This window comes from Streptomyces toyocaensis (assembly GCF_000725125.1).
Lineage (GTDB): Bacteria > Actinomycetota > Actinomycetes > Streptomycetales > Streptomycetaceae > Streptomyces > Streptomyces toyocaensis.
In genome coordinates this window covers 32,333-50,859 of record NZ_JFCB01000008.1, presented here as the reverse complement: position 1 = coordinate 50,859, position 18,527 = coordinate 32,333, and the positions used below count along the sequence as shown (strand labels likewise).

Annotated in this window: 20 protein-coding genes; 11 read left to right on the top strand and 9 right to left on the bottom strand. The window is 73.4% G+C overall.

All coding sequences use genetic code 11. The features are described 5' to 3' along the window. Positions 1–145 precede the first annotated feature (145 nt). From BU52_RS11490 to BU52_RS11480, 3 genes are all read left to right on the top strand, one after another. Positions 146–1,168: a phosphotransferase family protein gene (locus BU52_RS11490; RefSeq protein WP_037932282.1), complete on the top strand. Its 1,023-nt coding sequence runs from the start codon at positions 146–148 to the stop codon at positions 1,166–1,168. Between the two features lie 6 nt (positions 1,169–1,174). Further along, the gene (locus BU52_RS11485; RefSeq protein WP_037932280.1) at positions 1,175–2,389 is read left to right on the top strand and encodes an acyl-CoA dehydrogenase family protein; all 1,215 of its coding nucleotides are present in this window, start codon (positions 1,175–1,177) and stop codon (positions 2,387–2,389) included. Between the two features lie 383 nt (positions 2,390–2,772). After that, entirely contained in the window at positions 2,773–3,561 is a 789-nt protein-coding gene (locus BU52_RS11480) for a LysR family transcriptional regulator (protein ID WP_235216314.1), read from the top strand. Between the two features lie 64 nt (positions 3,562–3,625). Here BU52_RS11480 and BU52_RS35625 read toward each other — a convergent pair whose 3' ends face one another. Continuing rightward, on the bottom strand, positions 3,626–3,772 hold the full coding sequence (locus BU52_RS35625; protein WP_167343512.1) for a hypothetical protein: 147 nt from the start codon (positions 3,770–3,772) through the stop codon (positions 3,626–3,628). A 75-nt stretch (positions 3,773–3,847) separates the two neighbouring features. Between BU52_RS35625 and BU52_RS11475 the strand changes: the two genes are divergently transcribed. Further along, the gene (locus BU52_RS11475; protein WP_037932279.1) at positions 3,848–4,786 is read left to right on the top strand and encodes a LysR family transcriptional regulator; all 939 of its coding nucleotides are present in this window, start codon (positions 3,848–3,850) and stop codon (positions 4,784–4,786) included. On the opposite strand, the gene BU52_RS11470 is transcribed toward BU52_RS11475, so the two are convergent. Further along, positions 4,725–5,318, bottom strand: a complete 594-nt coding sequence (locus tag BU52_RS11470; protein ID WP_037932540.1) for a TetR/AcrR family transcriptional regulator — start codon at positions 5,316–5,318, stop codon at positions 4,725–4,727. The genes BU52_RS11475 and BU52_RS11470 overlap by 62 nt on opposite strands. A gap of 189 nt (positions 5,319–5,507) precedes the next feature. Next, positions 5,508–6,281, bottom strand: a complete 774-nt coding sequence (locus tag BU52_RS11465; protein WP_037932277.1) for an SDR family oxidoreductase — start codon at positions 6,279–6,281, stop codon at positions 5,508–5,510. Positions 6,282–6,450: 169 nt separating this feature from the next. Between BU52_RS11465 and BU52_RS11460 the strand changes: the two genes are divergently transcribed. From BU52_RS11460 to BU52_RS11450, 3 genes are all read left to right on the top strand, one after another. After that, positions 6,451–7,704, top strand: a complete 1,254-nt coding sequence (locus tag BU52_RS11460) for an exo-beta-N-acetylmuramidase NamZ family protein (RefSeq protein WP_200881180.1) — start codon at positions 6,451–6,453, stop codon at positions 7,702–7,704. 436 nt (positions 7,705–8,140) lie between these two features. Continuing rightward, positions 8,141–8,743 (top strand): hypothetical protein, encoded by a 603-nt coding sequence (locus BU52_RS11455; protein ID WP_037932268.1) that lies wholly within the window; start codon positions 8,141–8,143, stop codon positions 8,741–8,743. 158 nt (positions 8,744–8,901) lie between these two features. Then, the gene (locus BU52_RS11450; RefSeq protein ID WP_037932267.1) at positions 8,902–9,969 is read left to right on the top strand and encodes an RNA ligase (ATP); all 1,068 of its coding nucleotides are present in this window, start codon (positions 8,902–8,904) and stop codon (positions 9,967–9,969) included. A gap of 35 nt (positions 9,970–10,004) precedes the next feature. Here BU52_RS11450 and soxR read toward each other — a convergent pair whose 3' ends face one another. Next, entirely contained in the window at positions 10,005–10,484 is a 480-nt protein-coding gene (gene soxR / locus BU52_RS11445) for a redox-sensitive transcriptional activator SoxR (protein WP_037932266.1), read from the bottom strand. A gap of 131 nt (positions 10,485–10,615) precedes the next feature. Between soxR and BU52_RS11440 the strand changes: the two genes are divergently transcribed. Then, positions 10,616–11,077, top strand: a complete 462-nt coding sequence (locus tag BU52_RS11440; RefSeq protein WP_037932264.1) for a MaoC family dehydratase — start codon at positions 10,616–10,618, stop codon at positions 11,075–11,077. Here BU52_RS11440 and BU52_RS11435 read toward each other — a convergent pair. The 3 genes from BU52_RS11435 to BU52_RS11425 form a co-directional block, all read right to left on the bottom strand. Beyond that, a complete protein-coding gene (locus tag BU52_RS11435) occupies positions 11,068–11,709 on the bottom strand; it encodes a TetR/AcrR family transcriptional regulator (protein WP_037932263.1) in 642 nt (213 codons plus the stop codon). The two genes, BU52_RS11440 and BU52_RS11435, sit on opposite strands and share 10 nt — an antisense overlap. 67 nt (positions 11,710–11,776) lie before the next feature. Further along, positions 11,777–12,064 carry a YiaA/YiaB family inner membrane protein gene (locus BU52_RS11430; protein ID WP_037932260.1) on the bottom strand — a complete coding sequence of 96 codons (288 nt, stop codon included), beginning with the start codon at positions 12,062–12,064 and terminating at the stop codon, positions 11,777–11,779. Between the two features lie 60 nt (positions 12,065–12,124). After that, on the bottom strand, positions 12,125–13,276 hold the full coding sequence (locus BU52_RS11425) for an acyl-CoA dehydrogenase family protein (RefSeq protein WP_037932258.1): 1,152 nt from the start codon (positions 13,274–13,276) through the stop codon (positions 12,125–12,127). A gap of 79 nt (positions 13,277–13,355) precedes the next feature. On the opposite strand from BU52_RS11425, the gene BU52_RS11420 reads away from it, so the two are divergent. From BU52_RS11420 to BU52_RS11410, 3 genes are all read left to right on the top strand, one after another. Beyond that, entirely contained in the window at positions 13,356–14,006 is a 651-nt protein-coding gene (locus BU52_RS11420; protein WP_200881179.1) for a TetR/AcrR family transcriptional regulator, read from the top strand. 56 nt (positions 14,007–14,062) lie between these two features. After that, a complete protein-coding gene (locus tag BU52_RS11415) occupies positions 14,063–14,773 on the top strand; it encodes an ArsR/SmtB family transcription factor (RefSeq protein WP_037932254.1) in 711 nt (236 codons plus the stop codon). A gap of 77 nt (positions 14,774–14,850) precedes the next feature. Then, positions 14,851–15,846 carry a DMT family transporter gene (locus BU52_RS11410; RefSeq protein ID WP_407702036.1) on the top strand — a complete coding sequence of 332 codons (996 nt, stop codon included), beginning with the start codon at positions 14,851–14,853 and terminating at the stop codon, positions 15,844–15,846. A 177-nt stretch (positions 15,847–16,023) separates the two neighbouring features. Here BU52_RS11410 and BU52_RS11405 read toward each other — a convergent pair whose 3' ends face one another. Both BU52_RS11405 and BU52_RS11400 read right to left on the bottom strand, forming a co-directional pair. Beyond that, positions 16,024–17,109 (bottom strand): Zn-dependent alcohol dehydrogenase, encoded by a 1,086-nt coding sequence (locus BU52_RS11405; protein ID WP_037932248.1) that lies wholly within the window; start codon positions 17,107–17,109, stop codon positions 16,024–16,026. A gap of 16 nt (positions 17,110–17,125) precedes the next feature. Further along, positions 17,126–18,514, bottom strand: a complete 1,389-nt coding sequence (locus BU52_RS11400; protein ID WP_037932245.1) for an aldehyde dehydrogenase family protein — start codon at positions 18,512–18,514, stop codon at positions 17,126–17,128. Positions 18,515–18,527 lie beyond the last annotated feature (13 nt).

Genomic DNA, 18,527 nt, shown 5'->3' with positions numbered 1-18,527 from the left:
TACGCCATTCGCGCCACCGCGGGACCGGCGGCGGCCGCGGGGAGCGCCTATCGTGGGCCCGGTCACGTTTCGTCCTTGCTCTGGACGACATACCGACCGGTCGGCATCATAAGGCGGGTACTGTCACCTGCCCGTAGGAGCGACGATGAGCCCCGACCACCCGCCCGGCCTCGATCTCGACCGGCTTCGCGGCCTGCTCGAACGGGAGCGGCCCGGCCTGGTCGACGGCCCGCTCTCCGGCCGGCTGATCGAGGGCGGCAGGTCGAACCTCACGTACGCGGTCTCCGACGGCGGCTCGCGGTGGGTCGTACGGCGCCCTCCGCTCGGCCATGTCCTGGCCACCGCGCACGACATGCGGCGCGAGCACCGGGTGATCAGCGCGCTGCACCCGACCGCCGTCCCCGTCCCGCGTCCCGTGCTGCTGTGCGAGGACGAGGAGGTGCTCGGAGCCCCCTTCTACGTCATGGAGTTCGTGGCGGGCACCCCGTACCGCACGGCGGGCCAGCTCGCCCCGCTCGGCCCCGGGCGCACCCGGGACGCCGTGCTGAACCTCGTGGACACGCTCGTCGAGCTGCACGCCGTCGATCCCGCCGAGGTGGGGCTCGCGGACTTCGGGAGGCCGGAGGGGTTCCTGGACCGGCAGTTGCGGCGCTGGGGCAAGCAGCTGGACGCCTCCCGCAACCGGGACCTCCCCGGCATCGACGAGCTGCACGCCGCGCTCGGGCGGGAACTGCCCTCCTCCCCCGCGCCCACCGTGGTGCACGGTGACTACCGGCTCGACAACGTGCTGATCGGCGAGGACGACGAGATCAAGGCCGTCCTCGACTGGGAGATGTCCACTCTCGGGGATCCGTTGACCGACCTCGGGCTGCTGGTGATGTACAGCATGCCGCTGAGCATGCCGGACTCCCCCGTCTCCACGACCGCCGAGGCTCCCGGGCACCCCGCGCCGGCCGAGCTGATCGAGCGCTACGCCGCGCGGTCGGGGCGCGATGTCTCCGCGGTCTCCTGGTACACGGCGTTCGCCTGGTTCAAGCTCGCGGTGATCCTCGAGGGCATCCACTACCGCTACACGCTGGGCCAGACGGTCGGGCGCGGCTTCGACCGCATCGGCGATCTGGTTCCGGTCTTCATCGAGCACGGTCTGACCACTCTTCAGGAAGGCTGACGGCACATGGACTTCGCGTTCGACGCGCGCACCGAGGAACTGCGCGCCAGGCTCCTCGCCTTCATGGACGAGTACGTCTACCCGGCCGAGCGGGTCGCGCACGAGCAGCGCGAACGGCTGGCCTCGCCGTGGGAGTCCGTCCCCGTGGTGGAGGAGCTGAAGGCCGAGGCCCGCAGGCAGGGGCTGTGGAACCTGTTCCTGCCCGACGACGGGTACGGCGCCGGCCTGACCAACCTCCAGTACGCGCCGCTCGCCGAGATCATGGGCCGCTCCCCGCAGATCGCGCCGACCGTCACCAACTGCGCGGCGCCCGACACGGGGAACATGGAGGTGCTGGCGCAGTTCGGCGACGAGCGGCAGAGGAAGCAGTGGCTCGAGCCGCTGCTCGCGGGTGAGATCCGCTCGGCGTTCGCGATGACCGAGCCGGAGGTGGCCTCCTCGGACGCCACCAACATCACCACGCACATCGAGCGGGACGGCGACGAGTACGTGATCACCGGCCGCAAGTGGTACATCTCCGGGGCGATGCACCCGGACTGCACGATCTTCATCGTGATGGGGAAGACCGACCCGGAGGGGCCGGACATCCGCCGTCAGCAGTCCATGGTCCTGGTCCCGCGGGACACGCCGGGCGTCACCGTCCAGCGTGCCATGCAGGTGTTCGGCTACGAGGACCACTACCACGGCGGCCACGCCGAGGTGGTCTTCGACCACGCGCGCGTGCCGGTGTCGAACCTGATCGGTGAGGAGGGCGGCGGTTTCGCCATCGCGCAGGCCCGGCTCGGTCCCGGCCGGATCCACCACTGCATGCGGCTGATCGGCATGGCCGAGCGGGCCATCGAGCTGATGTGCCGGCGGGCGGTGTCCCGGGACGCGTTCGGCAAGGCGCTGGCGCAGCAGGGCGTGGTGCAGAACTGGATCGCCGACGCCCGCGTGGCCGTCGAGCAGTTGCGGCTGCTGGTGCTGAAGACGGCCTGGATGATGGACACCGTCGGCAACCGGGGTGCCCACACCGAGATCCAGGCCATCAAGATCGCCACGCCTCGTACGGTCGTCGGCATCCTCGACCGGGCGATCCAGCTGTACGGCGCGGGCGGGGTCAGCCAGGACTACCCGCTGGCCGAGCTGTACGCCGGTGCCCGCACGCTGATGATCGCCGACGGGCCCGACGAGGTGCACCAGCGGTCGCTGGCGCGCCGGGAGCTGAAGAAGTACCTCTAGGGTCCGCCCGTCCCGGCGGGAACGTGTCGGCGCCGGCCATGACCCCCGAGGCACCGGGGCCGACCTGCCGTACGTCGTCGTCGCCGTGCGCGGGTACGGCCTCCTTGGCCGAGTCGAGACCGGGGACGACGACCACGGTCCCCGGCGCGTCGGCGGGGCCGCGCAGCCAGCCGGTGAATCCCTCGCCGCTCACCCGTCGCGCGCCGGGCTCCAGCAGGGTGAGTGCCCGGCCGAGTGCCTGATCGGCCTCGACGGCGGCACGAGGCGCTTCCGCGGACGGCGCCAGGGTGGCCAGGTGGAACCACCGGGCCGCCGTCAGCAGGTACTCACCGGCCGAACGGGATGATCCGGCGTCCTCCGCGCGCCGTAGGTAGGCGTGTCCGGTGCGGAGGAGGCTGGAGTCCCGGCTCGGCACCGAGTTGTTCCGGCGCGGCGGCGACGGCGTACGCCTCACCGAGGCCGGCCGGCGGTTCCTCCCGCCGGCCCGCCGGGCCGTGGCCGCCGCCGACGCCGCCGTCGCGGCGGTGGCCGGCACGGACCGTCCGCTGCGCGTGGATGTCTGGGGGCACCTCTACGCGCCGATGCGGACGCTGGCCCGGGTCGCCGGACGCGCCGGGGCACTGGTGTCGGGGCACGGACGCGATCTGCCGTCGGTGACGACGGCGCTGCTGCACGGCGACATCGACGCGGCCTTCGGCCGCGTCCACCCCCCGCTGCCCGCCGGACTCGCGCACCACCTCGTCCGCCTCGAACCGGTGGACGCCGTACTGAGCGTCGAGCACCCGCTCGCAGCCGAACCCGCTGTGCGACCGGACCAGTTGCGGGACAGCGTGCTGTGGGCGCCCGGTGCGCTGGACCGGCTCGACTTCCTCCACCGGTTCGCCCTCCGGTTCGGCATCCGGAGCACGGCGACAGGCGTCAACCTGGGGCTCGCCCACCTCATCACCGAGGTGGCGGAGGAGCCACGGCGCTTCTCGCTGGTACCCGCCGACGTGCCGCTGCCGGAGGTCCCCGGGTTTCGCTCCGTGCCTCTGGTCGATCCCACGCCGCTGTACGCCTGGTCGCTGCTGTGGCGGACCGGCAGCGGGCACCCGGGGCTGAACGGCCTCACCCTCGCCTGTGCGGAGGAAGCCGGACGGAGCCGGTGGCTGGAGTACGACCCCGGCCCGTGACTGGCTGCCCGAACCACCCGCGAGCGGTCCCGGTCCCGGCTGAGGTGCGGGTGTCTCGCGGTGGCTAGTAGCCGCCGGACGGGGTGTGGTCCGCCAGCGCCAGGGCGCGCAGGGCGTCACGCAGGCGCAGGAGCCTGCGGGCCAGCAGGCGGCGCGCGGTGGGGGCGTGCGGGGAGTATGCAGTGGTCCACAGGGCCGGTACGAGATCCATGCACTCAGCATCCGCGCGCCCCGGCCCAGCGGTCCAACAGATGGTTTCGCTCGGAACGATCAGTAAAATCGATGGATGGAGATCCGCCAGCTGCGCCATTTCATGGCGGTCGTCACCGAGGGCACTTTCACCGCCGCCGCGCGTGCCGAGCTGATCGTGCAGTCGGCGCTCAGCACCTCGATCCGCAATCTGGAGCGGGAGCTGGGCGCCGAACTGTTCGACCGCACCGGCCGGCGGGTGGTGCTCACGGAGGCGGGGCGGGCGCTGCTGCCGCGGGCGCGGGCCCTGCTGGCCGGGGAGCGGTCCGCGCGGGAAGCGGTGGCGGCGGTGGCCGGGCTGGACAGCGGCCGGGTGGCCATCGGCACCATCCAGACGCTGACCTGTGTGGATCTGCCGGGTGAACTGGCCGCCTTCCACCAGCGGTTCCCCGGCGTCCAGGTCTCCGTCCGCGACGCCCCGGTGGACGGGCTGACCGAGGCCCTGCGGGCGGGCGAGCTGGATCTGGCGTACCTGGCGCCGGACAGGCGGGAACTTCCGGAGGGGCTGGCGGTGCACGCGACCTGGCACGAGGAGCTGGTGCTGATCACCGCGCCGGGACATCCCCTCGCCGGGGCGGGGAAGACGCGGATCAGCGATCTCGCCGAGGAGCCGTTCGTCGACTTCCGCGCCGGGACGGGCCTGGAGACGGCCGTGCGCCGGCTGGCCGCCCACTGCGGTCTCACGCGCCGGATCACCTGTGACGTCACCCAGGCGGGGCTGCTGGTGGATCTGGTGCGGGCCGGGATCGGGGTGGCCTTCGTGCCCCGGCCGATCGGTGAGCGGGCGGGGCTGCCGTGCGTCACCGTCCGGCAGCCGGAGCCGGGGCGCACGGTGGTGCTGGCCGGGCGCGGGTCACGGCCCCGCAACCCGGCGGCGGGCGCCCTGCTCGATCACCTCGTGGATCGCGGACGGCTCAGGGACGCAGGGCCCGCAGCAGCAGGTCCGCCAGGTGATCGGCGACCTCCTGCGGGCTGAGCGGGCCGTCGGGGCGGTACCAGGTGGACAGGTGGTGCACGGAGCCGAAGTGGTAGTCGACGACGAGGTCGGCCGGGGTCGCCGTGGAGAAGACGCCCTCGCGCCGGCCCTCCTCGATCAGCGCGCGGAAGCGTTCGTGGTAGCGCCGGCGCTCGGCGCGCACCTGCTTGTTCTTCTCCGGGCTGAGGTGGTGCATGGAGCGGAAGAAGATCGAGGCGTCGTCGAGGTTCTCGATCGTGGTGACGACGACGTCGGCCGCCGCTTGGCGCAGCCGCTTCTCGATCGGCTCGTCGGCGTCCGCGTAGGCGTCCAGGCGTTCCTGCTGGACGCGCAGCACGCGGGCGTACACCTCGTGCAGCAGGTCGTCCTTGGAGCCGAAGTAGTGGTACAGCGCCCCCTTGGTGACGCCGGCCGCCTCGACGATCTCCTGCACCGAGGTGCGGTCGTAGCCCCGCTCGGCGAAGAGCCGGGTGGCGGCGGCCAGGAGCCGCTGCGGCACAGGAGTTCCGTCACCGTCCGTCGTCCTGGGCACTGCGGCCACCCGCCTTTCCGTGTCGCTGTCAGTCGTCGTGGGTCGGGGAACGCGGTTCCCGCCGGGAGATCTTCCCACCGAGCGCGCCCGGCACGTCCGGCGGGACCTCCGCCCGGCGCGGATCCTCGCAGGCGGCCAGTCTGCCCCCGCCGCGCGCTGCGGGCACAGCCGGGTCCGCCCGGGGGACGGTCACCGGGTCGTCTCCCAGTGCTGCTGGATGCGGTTCATGCCGGAGAGCCAGCGGTCCGGGTCGGCGGCGCGGGCCTGGTAGTACTCGGCGACCTCGGGGTGCGGGAGGATCAGGAAGCGGTCCTCCTCGATGCCGCGGAAGAGGGCGTCGGCCACGTCGTCCGGTTCGATCGCGGTCGGCCTGAGCACCAGGTCCCCCGCGCTGCCGCTGGCGTCGAGCATGTCGGTGCGCACGCCCTGCGGGCAGATCGCGTGGACCCTGACGCCGCGGTGGCGGTACGTCAGGGACAGCCACTCGGCGAAGGCGTACGCACCGTGCTTGGTGACGCTGTAGGGGGCGGTGCCGATCATGGTGAGCAGTCCGGCGGCGGAGACGGTGGAGACGAAGCGGCCGCTGCCGCGCTCCAGCCAGTCCGGGAGCAGTGCGTGCGCCGCGCGGACGTGCGCCATGACGTTGACGTCCCAGGAGAGGGCCCAGCCCCCCTCGTCGAGCGGCTCGCCGGGCTCACCGCCGTCGCGGCCGACGCCGGCGTTGGCGCAGTAGACGTCGACCGTCCCGCCGAGCGCCTCCCGGGCCTCGCCGACGATCGCGGAGGCGTCGCCCGGGACCGCCAGGCCGCCGATCTCCTCGGCGACGGACTTGGCGCGGTCGGCGTCCAGGTCGTTGACGACGACCCTCGCCCCCTGGGCGGCGAAGCGCCGGGCGAGCGCCGCTCCGATGCCGCCCCCGGCTCCCGTGACGACCACCTTCGCACCCTGCACGGCTTGCACCATCGGTCTCCTTCGACGCGGCTCCCAGCGGCTTCCGGCGGTCAGACTAACCGGTCGGTATGCCCGGTGGAAGAGGCGTTCCGGGCGAGGTCGGTCCGGTTCGTTCCCCGGGGCGGTCACGCGCGCTAGCGTGCGTGGGCATGACACCTGCCGCGATCACGGAGGTCACCGAATGAAGCTGTCCAGACGGAGCCTGTTCGCCACCACCGCCGCGGTCGCGGCCGCCGCCGCTCCGGCGGCGGCCGCGACCGGCCCCGCGGCGGAGCACGGGGTCGGCCGGGGGGCGCGCACCGGGTTCGAACGGCTCGCCGCGGACGGCTACGCGCCGCTCGACGGGCAGCGGGTGGGCGTGGTCACCAACCCCACCGGCATCACCCGGGACGTACGGCACATCGTCGACGTCATGCACGGCGACGACCGTGTCGACCTCATCGCCGTCTTCGGGCCCGAGCACGGCTTCCGGGGCACCGCGCAGGCGGGCGGCTCCGAGGGCCGCTACGACGATCCGGCGACCGGCCTGCCCGTCTACGACACGTATCTGAAGAGCGGTCAGGCGCTCGCCGACGTCTTCACCGCGTCCGGGGTGGACACGGTGGTCTTCGACATCCAGGACGTCGGCGCGCGGTTCTACACGTACATCTGGACGCTGTTCGACTGCATGGAGGCGGCCGCGCTCGCGGGCAAGCGGTTCATGGTCCTGGACCGGCCGAACCCGGTGAGCGGGCGGGCGGCGCTGGGCCCGGTGCTGCACAAGGAGTTCGCGACCTTCGTCGGCCGGCAGCCGATCTCGCAGGCGCACGGGATGACCGTGGCGGAGCTGGCGCGGCTGTTCAACGGGGAGTTCCTGACGACGCCGGTGCAGCTGGAGACCGTACGGATGTCCGGCTGGAGGCGGTCGGACTTCTACGACGCCTCCGGGCTGCCGTGGGTGCCGCCGAGCCCGAACATGCCGACGCCCGAGACGGCACTGGTGTACGCGGGGACGTGTCTGTTCGAGGGCACGAACCTGTCGGAGGGGCGCGGGACCACCCGGCCGTTCGAGCTGCTGGGCGCGGAGGGGATCGACGGGCGCTGGGCGGCCGCGGCGAACGGGCTGGGGCTGGCGGGGGTGCGCTTCCGGGAGGCGTACTTCGCGCCGACGTTCTCCAAGTTCCAGGGGAAGACGGTCGGAGGCGTGCAGCTGCACGTGCACGACCGGGAGGCGTTCGATCCGGTGCGCACCGGGATCGGGCTGCTGGTCTCGGCGAAGCGGTCGTGGAGCGGCTTCGCCTGGCGCCCGGACAACTGGATCGACAGGCTCACCGGCTCGACGCTCGTGCGCACGTTGATCGACGCGGGCGCGGACACGGACGAGGTGGTGGCCGGCTGGCAGGAGGAGCTGGCGGGGTTCCGGAGGATGCGGCGGGAGTACCTGCTCTACCGCTGAGCGTGACGGCGGGGACGGCGGCGGGTCGCGTACGGCGGCCCGCCGCCGTTCCGTGTCCGCCCGCCCCGGCTCTGTGACCTGCGGTTCGGTGGGGCCACCGGCCCCCGGCCGGGGCGCCGGCGCCGGCAGGCCGGGGATCGGTGTGCATATCGGCGGGCTCTTCAGGAACCCGTGGAAGTTGCGGGGAGTTCTCAGGCAGACGAGGTTCCTCCCCACCGGGAGGGGCACGCGGCGCATCACCGCGGTTTTCCCCGCGGACGACCACAACTGAAGCGCGCGTCAAGGGAGTTGGACCGCAGTCCCCGCGGCCGGCTGATGGGGGCCATCGAAAAGGGAGGGAGCCGATTCGCGTGTCGACACGTCTATTCGGCGACGTCCGTTCGACGACGCCGAAGTGACCGGATTACAGGTGCAGGTGTGACGGAGGTGCAGGACGATGGCCGGTTTCCGGAGTCTGGCGAGACAGGTCCGAGATCCACGGTGCGATCTGGCACTGCGGCGCTACTCGCTGCGCAAGTGCCTTGAGCGATTCGCCCCTTACGGGCACAGGGCGACCTGGGACCATCTGTGTGCGCGGGCCGGGTTCGATCCCGAGGACCGCTCCGTCGACCCGGTGCGGCTCGTGGCCGCACTGGACGAGCTGGAGGAGGCCCGGGCGGTCTGGCTGGCCTATGAGATGGAGTTCGCCGAGCGCCGCAGGAAGGAGAAGCACGACGGGCTGCGCAGTCCGGGCAGTGTGGACGACTGGCACCGGCTGACCTGGGGCGGTTTCGGTGTGGCCTGGTGCGACGATCCGCGAGTGCATCCGCGGGAGCCGCTGGCCGAGGTGCTGCGGCGGCTCATCGCCGCGCTGGAGCGCGAGCCGGGTTCGGCCTGCCCCGTGTGCCGGGGGGAACGGCTCATGTGGCGCCACGACCTGGATCACGAGCCCTCGGCGGGCCCGGTCTGCGCGGACTGCGGAATCCTGGTGCCCCGCCCGGTGCTCACCTCCGGTGCCCTGGCGGACGCCCGCCGGGCGAGGGTGCTGGTGTCGGCCTGAGCGACGGGGGGCAACGGGGACGCGGGGGTGCGCAGGGGATGCCGCACCCCCGTCGGCTCCGGGGACCGTAGCAGGTGGTAATTCACTCGTTCCAGGGCTTTCTTCCACGGACAGTGGGGGGCGATGAGAGCCACCTGAGAGCCCTGGGAGCCGTACCGATGTCGACGCTGCGCGTCACCGCCGAAGTCCTGACCGTCCACGACCACCCGGGTGCCGACGCCCTCGAACTGGCGCAGGTGGGCCTGTACCGGGCCGTCGTCGCCAAGGGCGCCTACCGCACGGGGGATGTCGCGCTCTACATCCCCGAGCAGGCCGTGCTGCCGGCCGGGCTGATCGAGGAGCTGGGGCTGACCGGCCGGCTGGCGGGCGGGAACCACGACCGGGTCAAGGCGGTCCGGCTGCGTGGTGAGCTGTCGCAGGGCATCGTGTGCCGCCCGGAGGCGCTCGCGGGCGTCGACCTGGTGCGGGCCGCCGCGGACGGCACCGACTTCGCGGAGCTGCTCGGGATCACCAAGTGGGTGCCACCGGTGCCGCCGACCATGGACGGTGACGTGGAGGCGGCGCCCGACCTGCTGCCCTGGGTGGACATCGAGAACATCCGGCGCCATCCGGGGATCTTCGCGGCCGGCGAGCCCGTGGTGGTCACCGAGAAGCTGCACGGCACGGCCTGCCTGCTCACGTACGTCGCCGGGGAGGACCGGGTGCACGTCTCCTCCAAGGGGTTCGGTGCCAGGTCGCTGGCGCTGAAGGAGGACCCGCGCAACCTGTACTGGCGGGCGGTGCGCGCCCACGGTGTCGCCGAGGTCGCGGCGGACCTCGCCGCCCGGCTGGGCGCCCGGCGGGTCGGCGTCTTCGGCGAGGTGTACGGCGCCGGTGTGCAGGACCTGACGTACGGCGCGGACGGGCGGCGCGACACGCTCGGCTACGCCGTGTTCGACGTGTCCGCGGAGATCGACGGCCGGGTGCGCTGGCTGGACGCGACGCAACTGCTGGACGGACGGCTGCCGTTGGTGCCGCGGCTGTTCTCCGGCCCCTACGACGGCGAGCGGGTGCTGGAGGCCGCCGGCGGCCGGGAGACGGTGTCCGGGCGGGGGCTGCACCTGCGGGAGGGCGTGGTGATCCGGCCCGTGGTCGAACGGCACAGTCCGGTGACCGGCGGCCGCGCCATCGCCAAGGCCGTGAGCCCCGCCTATCTGACCCGGAAGGGCGGCACGGAGTACGAGTGAGCGCCGCGGGCGCCCCGGCCGCCGACCCTTCGGGGTCAGCGGCCGGGCGCCCGCCCGCCGCCGCTCTCGGACAGCAGCCGGGAGCCCGTCAGACGCTCCCCGAAGGCGTCGTCCGGGTTGGACAGGACGCACGTGTCCAGGGAGAGGCAGCCGCACCCGATGCAGTCCGTGAGGTGGTCGCGGAGGCGGTTGAGCTGCTTGATGCGCTGGTCCAGTTCGGAACGCCAGGTCTCGGAGAGGCGCGCCCAGTCGTCCCGGGTGGGGGTGCGTTCCTCGGGCAGTTCGGCGAGCGCCTCGCGGATCGTGGCGAGCGGGATGCCGACGCGCTGGGCGGCGCGGATGAAGGCGACCCGGCGCAGGGTGTCACGGGTGTACCGGCGCTGGTTGCCCGGGGTGCGGCGGCTGCTGATCAGGCCCTTGGACTCGTAGAAGTGCAGGGCCGACACGGCGGCGCCGCTGCGGGCGGAGAGCTGGCCGACCGTGAGCTCGTGGATCTTCTCTGGAATCCGTTGCACTCCTCGAAGCCTACTCACCCCTCCGGCGCCCGTGTCCGTTGACAGGGCCTTCCCGGCCGACCATGCTAAGCAGTTGCTTAGGCATGCGCACACGGATGCGCCTGCGACTACGTGACGCGAGAGGCCGGGACATGGCAGAGCCGAGGATCTTCACGTCCGTCGACGAACTGAAGGCGGCGGTGGGCGAGCAGCTGGGGTACACCGACTGGCTGGAGGTCGACCAGAAGCGGATCGACCTGTTCGCCGAGGCCACCGGGGACCACCAGTGGATCCACGTCGATCCTGAGAAGGCCGCGGCGGGGCCGTTCGGCACGACCATCGCGCACGGCTATCTCACGCTGTCGCTGCTGCCGCTGTTCGGCCCGCAGCTGATCACCGTCGAGGGCGTGAAGATGGGCGTCAACTACGGCACCAACAAGGTGCGCTTCCCCGCCCCGGTGCCGGTCGGCTCGCGGGTGCGCGCCACCGCGACGATCACCGCGGTGGACGAGGTGAAGGGCGGCGTCCAGGTGGCCACGGCGTTCACCGTGGAACGCGAGGGCGGCGACAAGCCGGTGTGCGTGGCCGAGTCGGTGGCCCGCTACTACCTCTGAGCGCCGGCCGCCCCGGCCCCGACCATCCTGAGCACGAGGCCGGCGTAGAGCGCGCCGACCTGCTCGGGGGTGCGGGGCCCGTCGACGTTGAACCAGCGGGCCACGTCGATGCAGAGCGAGAGCACGGCGAGGGTGGTGCCCTGCACGTCGACGACGTCGAAGTCGCCGGAGCGCACGCCCTCCTCGATGATCCCGCGCACCTCGGCGTCCACCTGGCGCCGCAGGGCGAGGATCTCCGCGCGGGCGTCGGGGCCGAGCGAGTCGAGTTCGTACTGCACGACCCTGGCGGTGGTCCGGCCGCCCGCGTGCCAGCGGACGAAGGAGCTGACCGCGTCGGCGAGCCGCTCGGCGGGGCCGCCCTCGCCGCGGGCCGCCGTGCGCAGGATCTCCACGGCCTTCTCGTGGCCGATCCGGCTGATGCGGTGGAGCAGTTCTTCCTTGGTCTTGTAGTGGATGTAGAGCGCGGCCGGGCTCATGCCGGCGCGGCCCGCGATGTCGCGGGTCGTCGTGGCGTGGTAGCCGCGCTCCGCGAAGGCCTCCACGGCAGCGAGCAGCAGCCGCCGGGCCGCGTCGGGCGTGACCTCACCCCACGGCTCCGCCTCACCGCCGGCCGTCTCCTCCGCCGTACTCATCGCTCACCTCATTCGCTGGCAGGGCCACCACCATACCGGCAAGGGTGAGCGAGCGCTTAGCGCACCCTCAGAGCTTCTGCAGCGGGTCGTGCTCGGCGAGGAGCTTCTCCAGGCGGGCCTGGTCCACCCGGTTCACGATCTGCCCGGCCTCCTGGCGGTCACGGATGACCTTGGCCAGGGTGAAGGCGGAGGTGACGAGGTACAGGACCGCGACGGCCAGGAAGGCCCGGACCCAGGCGTCGGTCTCGAGGTTGAAGATACCGATCGCGGTGGCCGCGAGGGCGACCGCGAAGGAGGCGACGGCCTGCCCGTAGAAGGCGGCCGTACTCTGCTGCTTGACCGGTGTGTCGCTCATGGGGACAAGGATCGGCGGATGTGGCGGCGGCCACATCCGCTCAGGTACTCAGGCGCGTACTCAGAAGGCCGAGACCCCGGTCAGGGCGCGGCCGATGACCAGCTTCTGGATCTGGCTGGTGCCCTCGTAGAGGGTCATCACGCGTGCGTCGCGCAGGAGTTTGCCCACCGGGTACTCGTCGATGTAGCCGTAGCCGCCGAAGACCTGCAGGGCGTTGTTGGCGGCGCGGACGGCCGCCTCCGAGGCGAACAGCTTGGCCTTGGAGGACTCGACGGCGAACGGCAGGCCCCGGTCGATCAGATCGGCGACCCGCCAGGTCAGCAGCCGGGCGGCGTCGACGTCCACGGCGATGTCGCTGATCAGTTCCTGGACGAGCTGGTGCCGGGCGATGGGCTTGCCGAACTGTTCCCGCTCGCCCGCGTAGCGCACGGCCGCGTCCAGGGCGGCCTGGGCGATGCCCACGCAGCCGGCCGCCACCGACATCCGGCCCTTGGCGAGGGCGGACATGGCGACGGAGAAGCCCTTGCCCTCCTCGCCCAGCATCGCGGTGGCGGGAACGCGCACGCCCTCAAGGACCAGTTCGGCGGTGGCCTGGCCGCGCAGGCCGAGCTTGCCGTGCACGGCACGGCGGGTCAGTCCGGGGGTGGCGGCGGGGACGAGGAAGGCGGAGACGCCCTTGTGGCCGGGGGCGCCGGTGGAGCGGGCGAAGAGCAGGACGACGTCGGCCCAGGTGCCGTTGGTGATGAACATCTTCGTGCCGTCGAGGACGTACTCGTCGCCGTCCCGTACCGCGCGCGTGGTGAGGTTGCCGGCGTCGGAGCCGGTGCCCGGCTCGGTGAGGCCGAAGCAGCCGACGTACTCCCCGGAGGTGAGGCCGGGCAGCCAGGTGCGCTTCTGCTCCTCGCTCCCCCAGGCGGCGACGGTCTTGGCGACCAGGCCGAGGGAGACGGAGACGATGCCGCGCACGGAGGAGTCGCCGCGGCCCAGTTCCTCGGTGACCAGGCAGTACGCGAGGTGGTCGCCGCCGGAGCCGCCGTACTCCTCGTCGATCGTCAGCCCGAGGAAGCCGACCTCGCCGAGCTTCCTCACGATGCCGCGGTCCACCTCCTCGGCGCGGTCCCAGGCGGCGGCACGGGGCACGACCTCGCGCTCGACGAAGTCCCGGGCGAGCCGGCGGACGGCCTCCTGCTCGTCGCTCAGCTCAAGATTCATACCGAGTCACCCCATGTGAGATCAGTCAGCACCGCGCGGCTTTAAATTAGCACTGCTAGTTTCCTGTCGCAGCCCTACTATGTGCGCCATGGCCCGACCGCGCAAGCCCTTGCTCAGCACAGCCCGGATCGTCGGGACGGCCCGTGCGCTCGTGGACACGGAGGGCCTGGCCGCGGTCTCCACGCGCCGGCTCGCCGCGGAACTGGGCGTCAGCGGTCCCTCGCTCTACAACCACTTCCGGACCAAGGACGAGATCCTCGAGGCGGTGGCCGACTCGGTCAGCGCACTGGTCGACCTGTCGATGTTCGAGGACGGCCGGGACTGGCGGACCGCGCTGCGCGACTGGGCGGTCTCCTACCGGTCCGCGCTGCGTGACCACCCGAACATCGTCCCGGTCCTGGCCCGCGGCCCGGGCCGACGACCGGCGGCGCTGCGGCTGGCCGACGCGGTCTACGGCGCGATGGTCGAGGCGGGCTGGCCGCCCGCGCAGGCCACCTCCATCGGCGCGCTGATGCGGTACTTCATCATGGGCTCCGCGCTCGGCTCGTTCGCCGGCGGCTTCGTGGACGACGCCGGCGCCTACGACCCGGCCGACTACCCGCACCTCGGGCAGGCCCACCTCCTCGCCGAGCAGCAGGAGAAGATCGACGAGCGTGCCTTCGAGACGGGGCTGACCGCCCTGCTGGACGGGCTGGCGGCGCAGTACGAGCAGGTGCGGAACGGCGCCTAGAGGTGCTCGGGGACACTTCGGTGACGGCCGAAGTGCCCGTGCCGCATGCTGGGGGCATGAGCAGGAAGGATCCCCGGGCGGCCGGGCTGGCCCGGCTCGCCGCGCTGGTCGCCGACGAGACGCGGGCCGCGTGTCTGCTCGCCCTGCTGGACGGGCGGGCGTGGACGGCGGGTGAGCTGGCCCGGCACTGCGGAGTCGCGGCGTCCACGCTGAGCGAGCACCTCGGCAAGCTCGTCGCGGGCGGCCTGCTGGCCGAGGAACGGCAGGGGCGGCACCGGTACGTACGGCTGGCCGGCGCGCGGTCCGCCCAGCTCGTGGAGGACCTGGCCGCGCGGATCGCCCCGGGTGCCGCCGAACCCCCGCGCACGCTGCGGCAGTCGGGCGCGGGGTCCGCCATGGCCCGCGGACGCACCTGCTACGACCACCTGGCCGGGCGGCTCGGCATCGCCGTCACCGACGCGCTCACCGCGCGGGGGCTGCTGAGCCAGGACACCGGGTTCGCGCTCACCGACGCGGGGCTGCGCTGGTTCGGCACCGCCGGTATCGTCCTCGACCGCCGGGGCCGCCGCCCGCTGGCCCGCGCCTGCCTGGACTGGACCGAACGCCGGCCGCACCTCGCCGGAGTGGCGGGTGCGGCCCTGTGCCGGCACGCCCTGCGGGAGCAGTGGTGCGTACGCATCGGCACCGAAAGGGCGGTCAAGGTCACGGACGCGGGCGAGCGCGCGCTGTCCGCACTCCTGGGCCTCGACGCGGCGGCGCTGCGCTGACCGGCGAGGTCCCGTCCGACACCCCGTCCGAACCGCGGGCGTCCCGCCCGTCGGTCCACCCCGTCTCAGGGAGCATGATGAACGTCCCCTCGCGTCCCGCCCCCCGCACGGAGGTGCTCGCGGCCTGTGCGGCCGGTGTCACCGTCGTGCTGTGGGCCTCCGCCTTCGTGTCCATCCGCAGCGCGGGGGCCGCCTACTCGCCGGGGGCGCTCGCGCTGGGGCGGCTGCTGGCCGGGGCGCTGACCCTGGGCGCGATCTGTCTGCTGCGGCGGGAAGGGCTCCCGCCCCGGCCGGCGTGGCGGGGGATCCTGATATCGGGGCTGCTCTGGTTCGGGTTCTACATGGTGGCCCTCAACTGGGGCGAGCAGGAGGTCGACGCCGGGACGGCCGCGCTGGTGGTGAACATCGGGCCGGTCCTCATCGCGCTGCTCGGCGCCCGGCTGCTCGGGGACGCGACGCCGCCCCGGCTGCTGGCGGGGATGGCCGTGTCGTTCGCGGGCGCGGTGACGGTGGGCCTGTCCATGTCCGGCGGGGGCGGGTCCTCGGTGCTCGGGGTGGTGCTCTGCCTGCTGGCGGCCGTGGCGTACGCGGCGGGGGTCGTCGCGCAGAAGCCGGCGCTGGGCACGGCGAGTCCGCTGCAGGTGACGACGTACGGGTGCCTGGTGGGGGCGGTGGCCTGCCTGCCGTTCGCCGGTCACCTGGTGCGGGAGGCCGCCGAGGCGCCCGTCACCGCGACGCTCAACATGGTCTACCTGGGCGTCTTCCCGACCGCCCTCGCCTTCACGACCTGGGCCTACGCCCTGGCCCGGACAACGGCGAGCCGGATGGGTGCGACGACCTACGCGGTCCCGGCCCTGGTCGTGCTGATGTCGTGGCTGGCGCTCGGTGAGGTACCGGGCCCGTTGACCCTGGTGGGCGGTGCCCTGTGCCTCGCGGGAGTGGCGGTGTCACGCTCCCGGTCGGGGGCCGGGGCGGCCGCGCGGGCGGCGGCGTCCGTACCTCCGGCGGCGGATGCCACCGCCGGGGGCGCGGCCGGACAGCCGCGGGCCGACCGGACGTCCGGGCCCGCGTGACGCGGCACCGGCACGTCCTCAGGACCCTCCCCGCCCGGCTTCGTCCGCCGGGGCGCCGTGCCGGGGCCGCCCGCGGGCGCCCAGGAGGCGACGCCTTCCGGGGGCGGCGCCGTTCGCGGACGCGCGGCCCCGCCCGCCGGTGCCCCCTTCCGGGGGCGGGGGGCGCGGAGGGGTGCGCTAGAAGACGACCAGCGCCCGTCCGCCCTTGCCCGCCACCATGGCGTCGAAGGCGGCCGGGATGTCCTCGAGGGCGATGCGTTCGGTGACCAGCGCGCCGAGGTCGAGCCGGCCGGCGCGGATGTGCCCGGCGAGGACCGGCAGGTCCCGGGCCGGGTCGGAGTTGCCGTAGACGCAGCCGGAGAGGGTCCGGCCCCAGTGGAAGATCTCCAGGGCGTTGAAGGTGACCTGCTGGTCCTTGCCGCCGATGCCGACGACCGTGGTGCGTCCGCCGCGCCGGGTGGATTCCCAGGCCGTGCGGATGGTGGTCGCGCGGCCGACGCACTCCACCGCCACGTCCACGCCCTGCGCGCCGGTGAGACCGCGGATCCGCCGGGCGGTGGTGTCGGAGGCGACGAGGTAGTCGGTGGCCCCGGCTGCCCGGGCGAGTTCCTCCTTCTCCGGTGAGACGTCGACCGCGACGATCGTCGACGCGCCCGCGATCCGGGCCGACTGGACCGCGGCGAGGCCCACTCCCCCGACGCCGAACACCGCGACGGTCTCGCCGGGCCGCACCGCGGCGGAGTGGTGGACGGCGCCGTATCCGGTGAGCACCGCGCAGCCCAGCAGGGCGGCGTCCGTGAGCGGGACGCCCTCCGGGGCGGGCAGCACACAGGAGGCGGGCACCACCGTCTCCTCGGCGAACGCGGCGACGTTCAGCCCGGGGTACAGGTCCGTGCCGTCGTCGGCGCGGTGGGCGTGCACCTCGGCCGCGCCGTCCAGGGCGCCCGCGCACAGCCAGACCTCGCCGCGCGCGCAGGCGGGGCAGGTACCGCAGGACGGGGCCCAGTTGAGGACCACGCCGTCCCCGGGTGAGACATGGGTGACGCCCTCGCCGACGGCGACCACGGTGCCGGCTCCCTCGTGGCCGAGGACGGCCGGGACCGGCAGGCGCATGGTGCCGTTGGACAGGGACAGGTCGGAGTGGCAGACGCCCGCGGCGGCGAGCCGGACGCGGACCCGTCCGGGGCCCGGCTCGGGCAGGTCGATCCCCGTGATCTCCAGCGGGGCACCGACGGCGGGCAGAACGGCGGCACGTACGGCCATGGCGGTGACGACTCCCTTAGAACTGGAGGGACTTGGTCTGGAGGTACTCGGTGAGGCCGTGGGCGCCGAGTTCACGGCCGACGCCCGACTGCTTGTAGCCGCCGAAGGGCGCGAGCGGGTTGAAGCGGCCGCCGTTGATGTCGACCTGGCCGGTGTCCATGCGGCGGGCGAAGGCCACCGCCTCCGCCTCGTCACCGGCCCAGACGGCACCGGCGAGGCCGTAGACGGTGCCGTTGGCGATGCGCAGGGCGTCGTCCTCGTCGTCGTAGCGCAGGACGGACAGGACAGGGCCGAAGATCTCCTCCTGGGCGATGGTCATGTCCGGGGTGACGTCGGCGAAGACGGTCGGACTGACCCAGTAGCCCCTCTCCCGGGGGGCCTCGGGGCCCCCCGCGACCAGGCGGGCACCCTCGGCGACGCCCTTCTCGATGTAGCCGCGCACCCGGTCCCGCTGCCGCCCGTTGACCACGGGGCCGATGCGGTCGCCGTACTTGGCGGCGGCGGCCGCGGCGAGTTCCACGGCCTCCTCGTACCGGTCGCGGTGGACGAGCATGCGGGTCCAGGCGCTGCACGTCTGGCCGGAGTTGGACATCACGTTGGCGACGCCGACGTTGACGGCACGGGCCAGGTCGGCGCTCGGCAGGATGACGTTGGCGGACTTGCCGCCGAGTTCGAGGGCGACCTTCTTCACCATGCCCGTGGCGATCGCGCCGATGCGGCGGCCGACGGCGGTGGAGCCGGTGAAGGAGACGAGGTCGACGTCCGGGTGCTCGGCGAGGGCCTGGCCGGCCACCGGGCCGAGGCCGGTGACGAGGTTGAACACGCCGGCCGGAACGCCCGCCTCGTGCACGGCCTCCGCGAAGAGCCGGGCGACCAGCGGGGTGTCCTCGGCGGGCTTGACGACGAGGGTGCAGCCGGCCGCGAGGGCGGGGGCGGTCTTGGCGACGATCTGGTGGAGGGGGTAGTTCCAGGGGGTGATCGCCCCGACCACACCCACCGGTTCGTGGAGGACGGTCGAGTTGCCCACCCGCTCCTCGAAGGCGTACGTCGCCGCCAGCTCGGCGTACGAGCCCGCGACCGCGACCGGCACGCCGGCGTGGACGGTCTGCGAGAGCTTCAGGGGCGAGCCGAGTTCGGCGGTGACCGTCCCGGCGATCTCGTCCTGCCGGGCGATCAGCACGTCCCGGAGGGCGGCCAGGCGGGCGGCGCGCTCGGCGGGCGGGGTGGCCGCCCAGCCCGGGAGGGCCGCGCGGGCGGCGCGCACCGCGGCGTCGACGTCCTCCACGGTGCCCGCGGGGACGGAGGCGATCACCTGCTCGTCGGCCGGGTTCACCACCTCGATCACGTCCGGCCCGGCGGCCGGGCGCCAGGCGCCGTCGATGTACATGCCGTCGTATGCCTTCATCGCGCTTCCTCCG

Excerpts from the sequence above, each read along its gene's own strand:
- BU52_RS11435 (WP_037932263.1), bottom strand. The coding sequence starts at position 11,709 with ATGAGTACGGCGGAGGAGACGGCCGGCGGTGAGGCGGAGCCGTGGGGT.
- BU52_RS11420 (WP_200881179.1), top strand. The coding sequence starts at position 13,356 with ATGTGCGCCATGGCCCGACCGCGCAAGCCCTTGCTCAGCACAGCCCGG.
- BU52_RS11430 (WP_037932260.1), bottom strand. The coding sequence starts at position 12,064 with ATGAGCGACACACCGGTCAAGCAGCAGAGTACGGCCGCCTTCTACGGG.
- BU52_RS35625 (WP_167343512.1), bottom strand. The coding sequence starts at position 3,772 with ATGGATCTCGTACCGGCCCTGTGGACCACTGCATACTCCCCGCACGCC.
- BU52_RS11440 (WP_037932264.1), top strand. The coding sequence starts at position 10,616 with ATGGCAGAGCCGAGGATCTTCACGTCCGTCGACGAACTGAAGGCGGCG.
- BU52_RS11425 (WP_037932258.1), bottom strand. The coding sequence starts at position 13,276 with ATGAATCTTGAGCTGAGCGACGAGCAGGAGGCCGTCCGCCGGCTCGCC.
- BU52_RS11405 (WP_037932248.1), bottom strand. The coding sequence starts at position 17,109 with ATGGCCGTACGTGCCGCCGTTCTGCCCGCCGTCGGTGCCCCGCTGGAG.
- BU52_RS11415 (WP_037932254.1), top strand. The coding sequence starts at position 14,063 with ATGAGCAGGAAGGATCCCCGGGCGGCCGGGCTGGCCCGGCTCGCCGCG.
- BU52_RS11450 (WP_037932267.1), top strand. The coding sequence starts at position 8,902 with ATGTCGACGCTGCGCGTCACCGCCGAAGTCCTGACCGTCCACGACCAC.
- BU52_RS11490 (WP_037932282.1), top strand. The coding sequence starts at position 146 with ATGAGCCCCGACCACCCGCCCGGCCTCGATCTCGACCGGCTTCGCGGC.
- BU52_RS11400 (WP_037932245.1), bottom strand. The coding sequence starts at position 18,514 with ATGAAGGCATACGACGGCATGTACATCGACGGCGCCTGGCGCCCGGCC.
- BU52_RS11460 (WP_200881180.1), top strand. The coding sequence starts at position 6,451 with ATGAAGCTGTCCAGACGGAGCCTGTTCGCCACCACCGCCGCGGTCGCG.
- BU52_RS11455 (WP_037932268.1), top strand. The coding sequence starts at position 8,141 with ATGGCCGGTTTCCGGAGTCTGGCGAGACAGGTCCGAGATCCACGGTGC.
- BU52_RS11485 (WP_037932280.1), top strand. The coding sequence starts at position 1,175 with ATGGACTTCGCGTTCGACGCGCGCACCGAGGAACTGCGCGCCAGGCTC.
- BU52_RS11465 (WP_037932277.1), bottom strand. The coding sequence starts at position 6,281 with ATGGTGCAAGCCGTGCAGGGTGCGAAGGTGGTCGTCACGGGAGCCGGG.
- BU52_RS11475 (WP_037932279.1), top strand. The coding sequence starts at position 3,848 with ATGGAGATCCGCCAGCTGCGCCATTTCATGGCGGTCGTCACCGAGGGC.
- BU52_RS11410 (WP_407702036.1), top strand. The coding sequence starts at position 14,851 with ATGAACGTCCCCTCGCGTCCCGCCCCCCGCACGGAGGTGCTCGCGGCC.